Below are 15,546 nucleotides of genomic sequence, written 5' to 3'. Positions count from 1 at the left end.
GGAACTAGATGGCCCCTTCCTTCGGGTCGCTGTCCATGAACGGGTAGGGGACCTTCACGGGCGGCGCGAAGTTCTCCTTGATGGTGCGCGGGCTGCTCCAGCGGAACAGGTTGATCATCGACCCGGACTTGTCGTTGGTGCCCGACGCCCGGCTGCCGCCGAAGGGCTGCTGGCCCACCACCGCGCCCGTGGGCTTGTCGTTGATGTAGAAGTTGCCCGCCGCGCTGCGCAGGCCGCTCATCATCTGCTCGATGGCCTTGCGGTCGCGCGCGAAGATGGCGCCCGTGAGCGCGTAGCTCGCGGACTGGTCGCACTCCTTCAGCGTCTCCTCGAACTTCGCGTCCGGGTAGACGTACACGCCCACGAGCGGCGCGAAGATCTCCTCCGTCATGATGCGGTGGCGCGGGTTCGTGCACTGCACCAGCGTGGGCTGCACGAACCAGCCCTCGCTCTTGTCCGTGCCGCCGCCCGCGACGATGGTCGCGTCGCCGCCGGACTTCGCCAGCTCGATGTACGAGGACACCTTCTTGAACGAGCGCTCGTCGATGACCGCGCCCATGAAGTTCCGGAAGTCCGCCACGTCGCCCATCTTGATTTCGCCGATGAGCGCCTGGAGCCGCGACTTCAGCTTGGGCCACAGGGACTCCGGCACGTAGACGCGGCTGGCCGCGCTGCACTTCTGGCCCTGGTACTCGTAGCCGCCGCGCACGATGGCGACCGCGAGCGCCTCCAGGTCGTCCGCCGCGGACGCGTGCGCGAAGATGAAGTCCTTGCCGCCCGTCTCACCCACCAGCCGCGGGTACTGCTTGTAGCGGCCGATGTTCTCCCCCACCGTCTTCCACAGGTTGTTGAACGTGGGCGTGGAGCCGGTGAAGTGGATGCCGCCCAGGTGGGGGCTGGCCAGCACCGGGTTGCCCACCGTGGGGCCGTCGCCGGGCAGCATGTTGATGACGCCGTCGGGCAGGCCCGCCTCGCGCAGCAGCTCCAGGCCGTACCACGCGCTCAGCGCCTGCGTGGAGGACGGCTTCCACAGCACCACGTTGCCCATGATGGCGGGCGACACGCAGAGGTTCAGCGCGATGGAGGTGAAGTTGAACGGCGCGATGGCGAAGACGAACCCGTCCAGCGGCCGGTAGTCCGTCATGTTCCACGTCTGCGGCGAGTTCTCCGGCTGGATGGCGAGGATCTGCTGCGCGAAGTGGACGTTGTAGCGAAGGAAGTCGATGAGCTCGCACGCCGCGTCGATCTCCGCCTGGTGCGCCGTCTTCGACTGGCCCAGCATGGAGGACGCGTTGAGCAGCGGGCGGTAGCGCGTGGTGAGCAGCTCCGCGGCGCGCAGGAAGATGGCCGCCCTCGCGTGGAAGGGCATCCGCGCCCAGTCCTCCTTCACGCTCATGGCGTTCTGGATGGCCTGCTCCACGTGGCCCGCGTCGGCCTCGTGCAGGGTGGCCAGCACGTGCTGGTGCCGGTGCGGCATGCGCACGGTGTCCGTCTTGCCGGACTTCACGTGCTTGCCGCCGATGACGACGGGGATGTCGATGCGCTCCCCGCTCATGCGCTTGAGGGTGGACTGGAGCTCCGCGCGCTCGGGGGTGCCGGGGGCGTAGGAGAGGACGGGCTCGTTCTTGGGAGCCGGGACGCGGGGAAAGGCGTTGAGCACGCGAGCACCTCAGGGACGGGAGGAAAGAAAAGGTGGGCAAGGTATAGCCCTCCCCGGGTCCCAGGTCAGTGTCAGAAGCGTGTGGCGTCCGCGCCGCGACACAGGCGCGGGCTCCGGGCGGGCGTCCGGCTCAGCCCTCGCCGGCGGCCTTGGCGGTGGCGCCCCGCGCACGCTGCAGCACGGCATGAAGCTGCGCGATGAGGTACGGCGGCTTGACCGGCTTGACCAGGTACGCATCCGGCTGGGGCTGCCCGGGCTCCAGGTCCGCGCGCGGCGCGTAGCCGCTCACGAACACCACCGGCAGGTGCGCCAGGGCTGGCTCGGCGCGCACGCGGCGGCACAGCTCGTAGCCGTCGATGCCCTCCATGTTCACGTCCGACAGGAGCACGTCCGGCGGCTGCGTCCGCGCGTGCGCGAGCCCCGTCTCTCCATCCGCCGCCACCGTGCAGTCGAACTCACCCGACAAGAGCAGCCGAAGCGTCTCGCGCATGGTCCAGGAGTTCTCCACGATGAGGACCTTGGGCTTCACGGTGCATCGACTCCCGGGGCAGCAACAGCGGACGGCAAGGGGGAACGGCGTGCACAGCATCCCCCCGCCGTGCGCACCGGGCAAGAGGTCCCCCTTCACCCGTGAGAATTCGCGAAAGCCTCCACCTCACGGGTTTGCCGCCAACGCCCCTAAGACTCGGGTGGCGGATTCACGAGGCCCCGCCGGGAAACCTCGGAGTCCGGCTCCTCGTCGCCTCGCGCCTCACGCTCGGGGACCTCCTGGTCCTCCCACTCCTCGCCGCGCTCCACCTCCGCCTCCCAGCGCGTCTCCTCCAGCGGGCTGGGGTTGACGTCCTCCTGGGCGGCCGAGCGGGAGCGCTCCCGGGCCAGCTCGGCGGCGCCGCGGTCCAGCGCGTCCTCCATCTGTCCCCGGTTGCGCGGCTGGAAGTTCTTGGAGTCCTTGTCCGAAGCCATGGTGTCACCTCCGACGTGAAGGTGGGACGCGCGGGGGCGAGCGGGCAACGACGGCCCGTGCGGAGGCCGCCTGCCCGGCCGTCCAGGTGCGGGAAGGGCAGGGTGCGCTGTCCTGTCGCGTCAGCGCGGCGCGGAGGCCGGCCGCCGGGCCAGGGGCTGCGCGTCCTCTCGCGACAGGCGCTCAATCTCCGGCGCGACGCCTCCGGTGGGCGCGGCGATGCTGCACCGCGCGCCGCCGTGCACCAGGCCCACCACGCGCTGCTGCTCGTCCACCAGCGGCGCGCCGGAGTCTCCGGGGACGCCGTGCATCGTGGTGAAGAGGGCGGTGGGCACGTCCGGCAGCGACGGACAGCGGCCCCAGCGCTCCACCCTCACCCGCTGGGGCTCGCCGGGCCGGTCATGGCGTCCGGTGAAGACGAGCATCGCGCCGGGGATGGGCAGCCCTTCGGCCACCTCCAGCGGGGCCACCGGCGCCTTCGCCTCCAGCTCCAGCACCGCCATGTCCCGGCCGCGATCCACGAACACGTAGCGGCCCCACAGCTGCCGGCCGTCCTCGAAGTTCGTCCGCTCGTTGCCCGCGTCCGGTGCGACGCAGTGGGCCGCGGTGAGGACATGGCGGCCCTGACCCACCACCACGCCCGCGCAGTGCCCTTCGCCCAGCGTCACCGTCGCGGCCTCGGCTTTCTCGATTCCCTCGGCTCCTGGGGTTCCGGACCGGCCGCAGGCCATCCAGGCCGTCACGGACGCGAGTGCCACCGTGGCGCCGCCCCACTTCCATGCGCGCATGCCGCCTCCTCCTCCCGCGAGCGGCGGGCCCACGGCCTGGAGGAAGGGTGTGCATGCGTCCGGGTGGGTCCCGGGTGCTGATGTGGAAGTGGCTCCCCAGCAGGCGTCCGGGCTGGCGGGATGCGCCTGCTTCCCGCCAGACGGGGAATCAGGGACCAGGAAGCGAGGTGCACCTGCTCGGATGTCCCGGAGGCGGTGTCACTGAAACGTGGTATTCCTCCGACGTCTGGATTCTGGACCCTGGCCTGAAAAGGCCAGCCCTTTGGCTCGTGAGCGACGACGAGAAGACAACGGTACTGGATGAGCGCACCCGCCCTCCGAGCACGTGGGGGGAGCGGATGCGTACGCCCATCACGTTGCCGGGCTCGGGCGTGGGCGAGCGGCGCTCGCTGATTCCAGGCGTCATCGTCACCGGGCGCTACCGCGTGGAGTCGCTGCTGGGCGAAGGCGGCATGGGCCGCATCTGGCTGGCGGAGGACCTGCAGGAGCGCCGCCGCGTGGCGCTCAAGGAGATGCACGTCCCCGCGGAGCTGTCCGCCGCGAAGGTGGAGGAGCTGGTGCTGCTGTTCCGGCACGAGTTCTTCGCGATGAAGAAGCTGCAGCACCCGTCCACGCTCAAGGTCTTCGACTGGGGCATGACGGAGGCCGGCAACCGCTTCATCACCATGGAGGTCGTGGGCGGCAAGGACCTGAGCTCGCTGGTGCACGACACGCCGCTGGACACGCGCACGCTGTATCGCGTCTTGATCCAGATGGCGCAGGTGCTGGCGTTCATCCACTCGCGCCTGTACGTGCACTGCGACATCAAGGCCAGCAACGTGCGCATCACCGAGTCCGGCGCGGTGAAGCTGATGGACTTCGGCGTGATGCACCAGCTGGGCACGCCAAGCCCCGGCAAGCTCAAGGGCACGCTGGAGTACCTGGCGCCGGAGTGGCAGCGGGGCGCGAGCATCGACGGCCGCGCGGACCTGTACTCGCTGGGCGTGATGGCCTGGTACCTGGCCACGCGCAAATTGCCCTTCAAGCGCGCGAGCCCCGCGGTGCTGCTCGCGGACCACCTGACGCGCCCGGCGCCGCGCCCGTCCACCATCTGCCCGGTGGATCCGCAGCTGGAGGAGATCATCCTCCTCCTGATGGCGAAGGACCCCCGCGAGCGCTTCCAGGACGCGGGCGAACTGCTGGAGGCGCTCTGCCAGGCCAGCGGCGAGCCCGTGCCGGAGGAGTCGCTGTCCGCGCGCGCCAGCTACCTGCACGTGCCGGAGGTGGTGGGGCGCGAGGCGGAGCTGGAAGGGCTGATGAACGGCCTGGCGGAAGCGGACTGGGGCCAGTCGCGCGCGGTGCTCGTGGGCGGGCCCGCGGGCGTGGGCAAGACGCGGCTGCTCCAGGAGTTCGAGCTCCAGGCGAAGCTGGCGGAGCTGCCCTTCGGCCGGGGCCAGTGCCGCGCGGAGGGGCTGTCGCCGCTGGCGCCGGTGGCGCAGGCCCTGCGCTGCCTGGTGCCGCACACGTCCGCGGAGCTGATGGACCGGGTGAAGGCCCCGCTCGCGCGCCTCCTGTCGACGGACGTCTTCGACGGCGACCTGCACGAGCAGCTCCCGCGCGACGGATCCGATGAAAAGACCGCCTTCTTCGAGGCGCTGTCGGAGTGGACGCGCACGCTGGGGGCGAAGCAGTCCTTCGTGCTGTGCTTCGAGGACCTGCAGTGGGCGGACAGCGCGTCGCTGGAGGCGCTCAACGTCCTCATCCGCGCGCTGCACGGCACGCGCGGCATGGTGGTGGGCACGTTCCGCTCCCAGGAGCTGTCGCGCCTGAGCCTCGCGTTCCAGACGGTGGATGAGAAGCTCACGTCCCGCGTGGACCTGGAGCCCCTGTCCGCCGAGCACGTGGCCACGCTGGTGGAGCTGGTGCTGCCGGGCCTGGACGTGCCGCGGGGCTTCGTGCAGCGGCTGCACGCGACCACGGGCGGCAACGCCTTCTTCGCCACGGAATGCCTGCGCATGCTGGTGGAGGCGGGCGCGCTCAAGCGCGTGGGCGGACGGTGGGAGGCGGAGGAGGGGCTGGGCACGCGCCGGCTTCCGGAGAGCATCCAGGAGGCGGTGCTGGTGCGTCTGGCCAACGCGCCGCCGGAGCAGGTGGCGCTCTTGCGCAAGCTGGCGCCCGCGGGCCGGATGCTGGACCTGCCGCTGGTGCGCGCGCTGTCGGGCCTGCCGGAGTCGGAGCTGTTCGCCGTGCTGGACGGCATCGTGGAGCGGCAGTTCCTCCAGGACGTGGAGGGCCGCTACGTCTTCACGCACGACACCGTGCACCAGGCCGTCTACGACAGCACGCCGGAGGCGCAGCGCCGGGCGCACCATGGCCTGGTGGCGCGGGCGCTCCAGGCGCTGCCGTCGGGACACGCAGGCGTGGTGCGCGCGGTGGGGTGGCACTTCGCGCGCTCGGACGCGCCCGCGGAGGCCATCCAGCCGCTGCTGCAGGCGGGGCACGCGGCCATCGAGGCGGAGGCGCTGCTGGAGGCCACGCTGCTGTTGAAGGAAGCGGCGGAGCTGCTGGAGTCCGCGCCGGACTACCCGGGGCGCTCGGAGCAGCTCTTGCGCACGTGGGTGTCGCTGGTGGAGGTGGGCTACTCCAGCGACCCGCCGACGTCGGTGGCGTACGCGGACCGGCTCTTCGCGCACTGGGATGCCACGGTGGACGTGGAGTCCGGACGGCGCGAGGCGCTCTCCCGGCTGGAGTCCGCGCGCTCGGCCACGCCCGCGGAGCGCGAGGAGCTGCTGATTCCGCTCTTCCGCGAGGTGGCGGCGGACGCGCGGATGACGCCGGTGGACGTCTTCTGGAAGCGCTCGGAGCTCGAAATCCTCCAGGGCATGGCGCTGGCCATCCTGGGGCGCACGGACGCGCTGGAGGCGCTCATCGCGCGCGTGGCCGCGGAGCACCCGGAGGACTCGCCGTACCGGGCGGGGCTGTCCGTGGCGCGCTCCACGCTGAGCGCGTACACCGGCCAGTGGGCGGGTGGGGTGGCCGAGCAGCGCAAGCAGGTGCAGCGGCTGCGCGAGTTCCGCGACGCGGTGGGGCGTCCTCCCCGGCGGCTGGCGTGGGCGCTGGGCATGGGCGGCTACCTGCTCAACGTGAACCTGGCCCTGCGCGGCGAGCCGCTGGATGAGGATCTGCTGAAGGACGGGCTCCAGCTGGCCGAAGCGCAGGGCTTCACCGACGTGCGCGCCTACCACCTCTTCGCGCAGGTGGCGCGCGCGGCCTTCACCGGCGACGGCGCCGCGTTCGCGTCCGCGCTCGCGCAGAAGACGGAGCTCATCCGCCGGCTGGGCAGCCCCCGGCTGATGGAGCGCAACCTGGCCCTCTTCACGCCGCCGTACTACCTGGAGCGCGGCGAGCACGAGCTCGTCGCCGCGGTGGTGTCGCGCGGCGAGGCGCTCTCCCGCGTGCTGCCCGAGGACCGCTGGCTGCGCGCGCACGTGCTCGTGTACCAGGCCTGCCGCGACGTGCTCTTCGAGGACGCGGGCGCCGCGCGCGAGTCGCTGCCCCGCGCGCTGGAGGCCGCGAGGAGCGGCGGCCTGCGCATGGAGACGCTGGTGCGCGTGTACCAGTCGCGCTTCGAACGCGACCAGGGCCGGCTGCCCGCCGCGCTCGCCGCCGCGCAAGGCGCGCTGGAGCGCGCCCTGGACCCCCGGTTCGCCAACCCCTGGGACGAAATCCTGGCCCGCCGCGCCCTGGCGCCGCTGGTGTCCCAGGAGGAGGGGGACGCGCACCTGCGCCGCGCGCGCCTGCTGGCGGAGTCCACCGGCAACGTGCTCCAGATGGGGCTCGTCTACCTGCAGCACGCGGAGCGCTACGGCACGCCGGAAGAGGTGATGCGGGAGCTGGAGATCGCCGAGCGGGCCTTCGCCACCGCCCGGGCCACGCACCTCCAGCTCCTGGCCCAGTCGCTGCGCGGCCCGCTGTCGCGCCAGCTCGAGGACGTGAAGCAGAGCGCCTGACGGCCGGGTCGTGCATAGGATGGGGCCCATGGCCTCTTCCCCCCTGCGCTTCTGCCTGGACTACCTGTCCCCGTACGCCTACCTCGCCTGGCTCCGCATGCCCGCCATCGCGGCCAGGCACGGCCGGGAGCTGGAGCCCGTGCCGGTGCTGCTCGCGGGGCTGCTCAACGCCGTAGGCTCCGTTGGCCCGGCGGAGATTCCCGCCAAGCGCGTCTACGTCTTCAAGCAGACGTTCCGCATCGCGCATGAGCAGGGCGCGCCCTTCACCCTGCCGCCCTCGCACCCGTTCAATCCGCTGTTGTCCCTGCGCGTGACGGCCGCGGTGGACGACGTGGCGGAGCGGACGCGGCTCACCACCGCGCTCTACTCGGCCGCGTGGGGCCAGGGCCGGGGCGTCGAGACGCCGGAGCAGGTGGGCGCGGTGCTGACGGAGGCCGGCTTCGACGCGCGGGCGCTGCTCGAGCGCGCGCAGCTGCCGGAGGTGAAGGACCGCGTGCGCAAGAACACGGAAGGAGCGCTCGCCGCGGGCGCGTTCGGCGTGCCGTCCGTGCTGGTGGACGACGAGATGTTCTGGGGCGTGGACTCACTGGGCCACCTGGAGCGCTACCTGGAGGGCCGCGACCCGCTCACCCCCGGGGACCTGGCGAAGTGGCGGGACCTGCCCGCCACCGCCAACCGGCGTCCGGAAGGAAAGCCCCGGTCGTGAACGTGCTCGGGCAGCTGGGAGTGGCCGTCGCCGGGCTGGTGCTGGCCGGCGTGCTCCTGTTCCTCAACTTCTGGCGCGCGGTGCTCTACCTCTTTCCCCACACCGTCCGCGTGGAGCCGGAGGCCCCGGCGGACCAGATGGACCTGCCGGACGCGCTCGGTCCCCTGGCGGGCCAGCTCCAGGCGCTGGGCTTCACGCCGCTGGGCAGCCACGAGGAGAAGCCGCTGCTCCAGAAGGCCACCCGCTCTTACGACTGGGCGCACGCGGGCGAGCGCGTCTTCGCCACCCTCCACGAGGGGAGCGACGAGCTGCCCCGGCTCTACCTGCTGACCCCCCTGGCCTCCGGGGGCTTCGTCGTCACCGCCAGCTACCGGCGCCCCGCGCTGGACGTGCCCGGCTACCGCTCCGGGTCGCTGGAGGACGCCGCACCGGAGCGCCTGTTGCGCGCGCATGTGCGACGACTCGAGGGGTTGGATCTGGCGGGCCCGGAGGGCTTCACCTGGGAGGGGCGCGTCCAGACGGCGAAGGCCTGGTACGAGGGTTTGGGCCGCAAGGAAATCCGCCGCCAGAACCTCCAGGGGTTGTTGTGGACGGCCATCGCGCTTGCCATCGTCGCCAGCGCCTTCCTGGGACGGCGCGCGGGCTGACAGCCCCCTGGACGCTTTTTTATGCGTCACGTCGTGCGTGCACCGCGCGCCCCGGAAGAGTAGGGAGACGAGCACCATGAAGAGCGTGTCCAAGAACGAGGAAATCTACTTCCTGTCCGGCAAGCGCACCCCGTTTGGTACCTACGGCGGCAGCCTCAAGGACCTGAGCGCCACCGACCTGGCCGTGGAGTCCGCGAAGGCGGCCCTGGCCCAGGCGGGCGTCTCCCCGGAGCAGATTGAGCACGTGGTGTACGGCAACGTCGTCCAGACGAGCGCGGACGCCATCTACCTGCCGCGCCACGTGGGGCTGCGCACGGGCGTGCCGGTGCCGGTGCCCGCGCTGGGCGTCAACCGGCTGTGCGGCTCCGGCTTCCAGGCCTTCGTCACGGCCGCGGAGATGATGCTGACGGGCGGCGCGGAGGCCGTCCTCGCGGGCGGCACGGAGTCCATGAGCCAGGCGCCCCACGTCATCCGCGGCGCACGCTGGGGCCTGCCGCTGGGCAAGGGCGGCCTGGAGGACATGCTCTGGACGGCCCTCACGGACAGCTACACCGGCCAGGCCATGGCGCTCACCGCCGAGCAGCTGGCGGTGGACTACGGCCTCACCCAGGACGACGTGGACCAGTACGCCGTCCTCACCCAGAAGCGCTTCGCCGCGGCGCAGGAGTCCGGCCGGCTGGCGGATGAAATCGCGCCGGTGACGCTCAAGGGCAAGAAGGGCGACACGGTGGTGTCCAAGGACGAGCACAACCGTCCGGAGACCACGGTGGAGGGGCTGCGCAAGCTGCCCAAGGTGTTCAAGAAGGACGGCGTGGTGCACGCGGGCGCGGCCAGCGGCATCTGCGACGGCGCGGGCTCCATGGTGATGGCCACGCGCAGGTTCGTGGAGAAGCACGGCCTGAAGCCCATGGCGCGGCTGGTCAACTGGGGCGTGTCCGGCTGCGACCCGAAAATCATGGGCATTGGCCCCGCGCCGGCCATCCGCAACCTGCTCAAGCGCGCGGACGCGAAGCTCACGGACGTGGACCTCTTCGAGGTCAACGAGGCCTTCGCGCCCCAGTACCTGGCGGTGGAGAAGGAGCTGGGCCTGCCACGCGACGCCACCAACGTCAACGGCGGCGCCATCGCCGTGGGCCACCCGCTGGGGGCCTCCGGGGCGCGCATCACCATGACGCTGGCGTACGAGCTGAAGCGCCGGGGCGCCCGCTATGGTATCGGGTCCGCCTGCATCGGTGGCGGCCAGGGCATCGCCGTGCTGGTCGAGGCGCTCTAGGCGTGCTCGGGGCGACGGGGTACGGGGCAGACGACTTCCGGACGGGACGTGAGATGAGCAACGAGGTGGACGCGAAGACGGCCCGCGAGCGGGCCAAGGCCATCGCCGAGCAGCGCCGTGCCGAGCGCCGCAACCGCAAGCGCCGCTGTGTGGTGTGCGGCGTGGAGGAGAGCGACAAGACGCCCCTGACGGCCCACCCGGAGGGCATCGGTCCCGCCTGCAAGGACGAGATCACCTGTCAGACCCGCCGGGCCGCCGCCGGCCGCTGAATCGCCGGGGCCCCTGCCCATGCCGCTTCGCCGCACTGTCGGCGGGTGGACGGTGGGCGGGCCCCTCTTCAGGGGCCTCTCTTGAGGGGCGGGACGCGCCTCCCGGGCCGGATTGTCGGGCCCGTTTCTTGATGGCGCCCGCGACTCGGGGTAAACATTTGTAATCTCTGGTGACACGAGGGTTGGAATGGGCGTTATCAGCTTCACGGGAGTCAAGGTGTTCTCCACCACGCTCGCGCGCGATCGCGAGAACATGGGCGAGAACATCACCAAGTGGCTGAAGGAGAACTCCTCGGTGGAGGTCGTGGACAAGATCGTCACGCAGTCCTCGGACAAGGAGTTTCACTGTCTGACCATCACGCTCTTCTACCGCCACAAGGTCTAGCGACCCCGGCAGGGTAGGGAAGGCGTGGGATGCGAGGGCGCTTCTCCCGGGTGACACCCGGGTGGGGCGCCCTTCATCGTTTCTGGATTTGGGGTTGCGGACCGGGCGGGGTTCCACCACCTTTGGGCCTCTATGCGACCCATGCGGGGCTTCAACCGGGGAGGCGGCGGTTTCGGCGGCGGCTTTCCGGGCCTGGATTCGATGGCCGCCAAGCTGGCGGTGGCGCTGGTGGCGTTCTCCGCGCTGTTCCTGGCGACGCGGCAGGGGCAGGGCGTGCTGCTGCTGCTCAACCCGCGGGACGTGCTGGGCCTGCGCGTGTGGCAGCTGTTCACCTACGCCTTCGTCGCCACGGACGCGCTGGGCATCATCTTCGGCGGCATCATCATCTGGTCCATCGGCGGCTTCCTGGAGTCCACCTGGGGGTCCAGGCGCCTGCTGATGGCGTCGGTGGGCATCACGGTGCTCGCGGGCCTCATCACGGTGCTGCTGTCGCTGGTGATGCCCATGGCCAACCTCTACGCCGGCGGCACGGTGATGACGACGGTGCTGTGGGTGGCCTACGGCCTGGTGATTGGCCGGGGGCAGACGAACTTCTGGGGCATCCCGCTCACGGGCAACTGGTTCGCGGCCATTGGCGCGGGCTTCACCGTGCTGCGGCTGCTCACCGCGCCGGCCTGGCAGGTGATGGCCCCGGAGCTCATCAGCCTGGTGCTCATCTTCGCGTACGTGCGCGGCGCGAGCCCCAAGCGGCTGATGCTCCAGCTGCAGCACTGGCGCCTGCAGCGGCAGCTGCGGGACCGCTCCAAGCACCTGCGCGTGGTGGACCGTGAGCGTCCGCCGGACCGCGACCAGTACCTCAACTGAGGCGCTGAAGGACTCGGAGCCGCGCGCGGCTAGTGCGCGGCCTCCGGGTGGCCGTACTGCTTGAGCTTCCGGTAGAGCGTGGCCACCCCGATGTCCAGCTGCTCCGCGGTGCGTGAGCGGTTGCCGCCGTTCTGCGCCAGCACCGCGAGGATGTACTCCTTCTCCATGTCCTCCAGCCGGCGCGGGTTGCCGGTGGGCACCAGCGGGGGCGGCGCGGCGCGTACCTCCTCGGGCAAATCGTCGCGCTCCACGCGCGGGCCCTCGCACAGCACCACCGCGCGTTCAATCGCGTTGCCCAGCTCGCGCACGTTGCCCGGCCACGGGTAGCGCAGCAGCTGATCCGCCGCGTCGGGGGAGAGGCTGGTGACACGCCGGCCCAGGCGCTCGCCGGCCTCCGCCAGCAGCAGCCGCGCCAGGGGGAGGATGTCCTCCTTGCGCTCGCGCAGGGGCGGGATGCGCAGCTCGATGACGCGCAGCCGGTAGAAGAGGTCCTGGCGGAAGCGGCCCAGGCGGACCTCCTCGGACAGCTCGCGGTTGGTGGCGGCCACCACGCGCACGTCCACCTTGCGGCTGGTGTTCTCCCCCACGCGGCGCACCTCGCGCTCCTGGAGGGCGCGCAGGAGCTTGGCCTGCATGGCGGGGGGCACCTCGCCCACTTCATCCAGGAAGAGGGTGCCGCCGTGCGCGGCTTCGAAGAGGCCGGGCCGGTCGTGCGTGGCGCCGGTGAAGGCGCCCTTCGCGTGGCCGAACAGCTCGCTCTCCAGCAGGCTCTCCGTCACCGCGGCGCAGTTCACGGCGATGAAGGCCTTGGGCGCGCGGCCGGACTCGTCGTGGATGAGCCGGGCGATGCGCTCCTTGCCCACGCCGCTCTCCCCGGTGACGAGGATGGTGGTGTCCACCTTCGCCGACCGGCGCGCCAGGTTGAGCACGCGCTGCATGGGCTCCGCGCGGGCCACCATGCCGGCCGGGTCCTCCGTCACGCCGGACACGCGCGCCAGCGACTGCCGCTTCGCGCGCAGCTTGCGCTCCGCCTGCCGCAGGGCCTCCGTCACCTGCCCGAGCACGCCCTCCATGCACTGCGTTTCATAGAAGCGCAGGAACTCCGTGCACTCGGTGCTCCACTCCTCCTCGGGGCGGCCCACGATGTGGCAGAGCGCGTCGCCGTGGCCCACGCACTTGAGCTCCGCGCAGTAGATGGGTTTGTTGTTGCAGTAGCTCAGGTACCCGGACGCGAAGCCGGTGAGGCTCCAGCACACCGGCTGATCCGCCTGGCCCAGGTGGAGCAGGTGCTGCTCGGCTTCATAGGAGTCGCGCCACTGCGCCTCCGCGAAGGGCTCCGGGCCGTCCTTGTCCGTGCGCTCGATGCGCTCCACGCGCACCTGGCCCATCAGCGTGTGCAGCCGTCCGCCCGCGCGGCGCCACTCCGCTTCGTCGTTCCACGGCACCGCGGTCTTCATCGCCTCCGCCGTGCGCCAGCCGTGCGCGTAGCCCAGCCGCGTGAAGATGCCGCGCGCGGCCGTCATCCCCAGCATCCCGATGAGCTCCTTGCGCAGGAGCCCCAGCGCCACGGGGTCCATCAACAGCGCCCGCTGCCCGGCGAAGCGGATGACCCCGCCCTTCGGCTCGAACGCGAGCAGCTCCCTCAAGTCCAACCCTTCCAGACCCGCCACGGTGTCTCCCGGTGTCTTTCAGACTGATGTGCCTCTCTATCAATCTGAGAGGCATTTCATAGCGGCGGAATGTGAACCTGAGTGATTTCATGGGGTTGTCATGTTTGGTGCGCTGGTCCCGGCGTTGCAGTACAAGGCGCCACGATGGCTTCCGGGGTGGACAGACGCGAGGTGCTGCAGGGTGTGGCGGCAGCCGGGGTGGCGGGGGTGATGGGGCCTGGCCCCTCGGTCGCCCGGCAGGTGGCGGCGGCCCTGTTCGTCTCGCACGGCTCGCCCATGACGGCGCTGGACGCGGACGCGTACCCCCAGGCCCTCAAGCGCTTCGGTGACGGCGCGGGCCCGGTGAAGGCGCTGGTGGTGGTGTCCGCGCACTGGGAGACGGACGCGCGCGTGCACGTCACCGCGATGGCCGCTCCGCCGCTCGTCTACGACTTCTACGGCTTCCCTGAAGAGATGTACCGGCTGCGGTATGCGCCGCCGGGTGCGCCTTCGCTGGCGCAGGACGTGGTGGCGCGGCTGTCCGCGGCGGGCGTGCCTGCGGTGGCGGACGGCGAGCGCGGGCTGGACCACGGCGTCTGGGTGCCCTTGCGGCATGCCTTCCCGGAGGCGCGCGTGCCCGTGTTGCAGGTGGCGCTGCCGGCGGACGCGACGCCCGCGCAGGTGGCGCGCATGGGGGAAGCGCTGCGTCCGCTGCGCGCGGAGGGCGTGCTGCTCATGGGCAGCGGCGGGGTGGTGCACAACCTTCGCCGGGTGAATTTCAGAAACAAGCTGGCGTCCGCTGAGCCATGGGCCGCCGAGTTCGACGCGTGGGTCGCCGGAAAACTTGCCGCGCGTGATTACGTAGGGCTTCAGTCGTGGATGGACGCACCGAATGCTCGGGTCGCGCATCCATCTCCCGAGCACTGGCTGCCCATCTATTTCGTCCTCGGAGCCGCCCTCCCCGAGGACCGCATCACCCCCGTGTTCGAGGGCTTCCATCACGGAACCTTGTCCATGCGCAGCTTCGCGCTGCGCGCCTGAACCTCGCAGTCCGCAATCTCAAGGAGTCACACCATGAAGATGTCGCTCAAGTCCGCCATCACGCTGCTCGCCGTCGCCGCCCCCTCCTTCGCGTTCGCCTCCACGTGGGAGATCGACTCGTCGCACTCCAGCGCGCAGTTCGGCGTGAAGCACATGATGGTGTCCACCGTGCGCGGCTCCTTCAGCAACGTGAAGGGCACCGTCAACCTGGATGACAAGGACATCACCAAGTCCACCATCGAGACGACCATCGACGCGACCACCATCAACACCAACGAGCCCAAGCGCGACGAGCACCTGAAGAGCCCTGACTTCTTCGACGTGGCGAAGTTCCCGACCATCACCTTCAAGTCCACGAAGATCGCGAAGGCCGGCAAGGACAAGCTGAACGTCACGGGCGACCTGACCATGCACGGCGTGACCAAGCCGGTCGTGCTGGCCGTGGAAGGCCCGACGGCGGAGACGAAGGACGCGTGGGGCAACGTGCGCCGCGGCGCCACGGCGACCACGAAGATCAAGCGCAGCGACTTCGGCCTGACCTGGAACAAGGCGCTGGAGGCCGGCGGCGTGGCGGTGGGTGACGAGGTGACCATCACCCTGGACCTGGAGACCACGAAGAAGGCCGAGGCGGCGGCGCCGGCGGCCAAGGACACGAAGTAGTCTTCGTCCGAAGCATGAAATGAAGAGAGGGGCCTCGGGTGACCGGGGCCCCTCTTTTTTGTGCGGCGTGTGGGGCGGCGGGGGCCGCCCCGGTGGTGGGACTCAGCCCTCGGCGACGGCCTGCACGCTGGCGCGGTAGATGAAGATGCGCGCGGTGTTGGTGCGGGTGTCGGCCGGGACGACGAAGAAGCCCGGGGTGGGGCCCTTGAAGTCCTGGGAGAAGCCGGCCACCTGGCGGCCGTCGTTGAAGGTGACGCGGATCTTCGAGCCCTCCGCCTGCGGCTGACGCGCGCCCGCGGCGAGCATGAAGAAGATGGCCTTCACGCGCTTGCCGGGGATGCGCTCCGGGGCGAAGCCGCTCTGCTGCTCCAGGGAGATGGTGTCCTCCAGGAGGTCCGCGTCGCGGATGGTGCCGCGCTTCACCTGGCCTTCCACGGTGTGGATGATGACGCGGTGCTCGCCCTCCACGAAGGACCTGGTGGCGGAGGTGAAGCCGTCACCCGGCACTTCGAACAGCGTGTCGTCCGTGGGGCGCAGGTGGTTGGCCGTCACGGGGGTGGCGGCCACGACCGGCGTCGCGGGGGCGACGGGCGCGGGGCCCCGGAGGGTCGGAATCGGGGCGGCGGGCGTCAGCCGGGCCACGGGCATGGCGTG

Annotated in this window: 15 protein-coding genes; 9 read left to right on the top strand and 6 right to left on the bottom strand. The window is 71.0% G+C overall.

What is annotated here, in order from left to right:
- Positions 1–4: 4 nt before the first annotated feature.
- The 4 genes from pruA to D7W79_RS02560 all read right to left on the bottom strand — a co-directional run bounded on the left by pruA (position 5) and on the right by D7W79_RS02560 (position 3,409).
- Complete coding sequence (gene pruA, locus D7W79_RS02575) at positions 5–1,660, bottom strand: L-glutamate gamma-semialdehyde dehydrogenase (RefSeq protein ID WP_120523734.1); 1,656 nt, start codon at positions 1,658–1,660, stop codon at positions 5–7.
- A gap of 130 nt (positions 1,661–1,790) precedes the next feature.
- The gene (locus tag D7W79_RS02570; protein ID WP_120523733.1) at positions 1,791–2,189 is read right to left on the bottom strand and encodes a response regulator; all 399 of its coding nucleotides are present in this window, start codon (positions 2,187–2,189) and stop codon (positions 1,791–1,793) included.
- Positions 2,190–2,338: 149 nt separating this feature from the next.
- Positions 2,339–2,623 (bottom strand): hypothetical protein, encoded by a 285-nt coding sequence (locus tag D7W79_RS02565; protein ID WP_208729618.1) that lies wholly within the window; start codon positions 2,621–2,623, stop codon positions 2,339–2,341.
- A gap of 120 nt (positions 2,624–2,743) precedes the next feature.
- Positions 2,744–3,409: a S1 family peptidase gene (locus D7W79_RS02560; RefSeq protein ID WP_120523732.1), complete on the bottom strand. Its 666-nt coding sequence runs from the start codon at positions 3,407–3,409 to the stop codon at positions 2,744–2,746.
- Between the two features lie 338 nt (positions 3,410–3,747).
- Here D7W79_RS02560 and D7W79_RS02555 point away from each other — a divergent pair, with 338 nt between their 5' ends.
- The 7 genes from D7W79_RS02555 (at position 3,748) to D7W79_RS02525 (ending at position 11,542) form a co-directional block, all read left to right on the top strand.
- Positions 3,748–7,398 (top strand): serine/threonine-protein kinase, encoded by a 3,651-nt coding sequence (locus tag D7W79_RS02555; protein WP_120523731.1) that lies wholly within the window; start codon positions 3,748–3,750, stop codon positions 7,396–7,398.
- A 28-nt stretch (positions 7,399–7,426) separates the two neighbouring features.
- Positions 7,427–8,104 (top strand): 2-hydroxychromene-2-carboxylate isomerase, encoded by a 678-nt coding sequence (locus tag D7W79_RS02550; RefSeq protein WP_120523730.1) that lies wholly within the window; start codon positions 7,427–7,429, stop codon positions 8,102–8,104.
- Positions 8,101–8,751, top strand: coding sequence for a hypothetical protein (locus D7W79_RS02545; RefSeq protein ID WP_120523729.1), 651 nt, complete (start codon positions 8,101–8,103; stop codon positions 8,749–8,751). Before D7W79_RS02550 ends, D7W79_RS02545 begins: the two co-directional genes overlap by 4 nt.
- A gap of 76 nt (positions 8,752–8,827) precedes the next feature.
- Positions 8,828–10,024: an acetyl-CoA C-acetyltransferase gene (locus D7W79_RS02540; protein WP_120523728.1), complete on the top strand. Its 1,197-nt coding sequence runs from the start codon at positions 8,828–8,830 to the stop codon at positions 10,022–10,024.
- 53 nt (positions 10,025–10,077) lie between these two features.
- A complete protein-coding gene (locus D7W79_RS02535; RefSeq protein ID WP_120523727.1) occupies positions 10,078–10,293 on the top strand; it encodes a hypothetical protein in 216 nt (71 codons plus the stop codon).
- Positions 10,294–10,480: 187 nt separating this feature from the next.
- The gene (locus tag D7W79_RS02530; protein ID WP_120523726.1) at positions 10,481–10,678 is read left to right on the top strand and encodes a hypothetical protein; all 198 of its coding nucleotides are present in this window, start codon (positions 10,481–10,483) and stop codon (positions 10,676–10,678) included.
- Positions 10,679–10,810: 132 nt separating this feature from the next.
- Complete coding sequence (locus D7W79_RS02525) at positions 10,811–11,542, top strand: DUF1751 domain-containing protein (protein ID WP_120523725.1); 732 nt, start codon at positions 10,811–10,813, stop codon at positions 11,540–11,542.
- Positions 11,543–11,571: 29 nt separating this feature from the next.
- Here the strand turns inward: D7W79_RS02525 and D7W79_RS02520 are convergent, their stop codons facing one another.
- The gene (locus D7W79_RS02520) at positions 11,572–13,212 is read right to left on the bottom strand and encodes a sigma-54-dependent Fis family transcriptional regulator (RefSeq protein ID WP_120523724.1); all 1,641 of its coding nucleotides are present in this window, start codon (positions 13,210–13,212) and stop codon (positions 11,572–11,574) included.
- A 144-nt stretch (positions 13,213–13,356) separates the two neighbouring features.
- Between D7W79_RS02520 and D7W79_RS02515 the strand changes: the two genes are divergently transcribed.
- Positions 13,357–14,232: a dioxygenase family protein gene (locus D7W79_RS02515; protein WP_120523723.1), complete on the top strand. Its 876-nt coding sequence runs from the start codon at positions 13,357–13,359 to the stop codon at positions 14,230–14,232.
- 33 nt (positions 14,233–14,265) lie between these two features.
- Positions 14,266–14,892, top strand: a complete 627-nt coding sequence (locus D7W79_RS02510) for a YceI family protein (protein WP_120523722.1) — start codon at positions 14,266–14,268, stop codon at positions 14,890–14,892.
- 102 nt (positions 14,893–14,994) lie between these two features.
- Here the strand turns inward: D7W79_RS02510 and D7W79_RS02505 are convergent.
- Positions 14,995–15,546 (bottom strand): DUF6982 domain-containing protein (locus D7W79_RS02505; RefSeq protein ID WP_439099169.1); only part of this gene is annotated, 552 nt, incomplete at its 5' end.

The organism is Corallococcus exercitus (genome assembly GCF_003611585.1).
GTDB lineage: Bacteria > Myxococcota > Myxococcia > Myxococcales > Myxococcaceae > Corallococcus > Corallococcus exercitus.
Note: the sequence above shows the minus strand (reverse complement) of the source record. Positions and strands in the feature narration are given on the sequence as shown.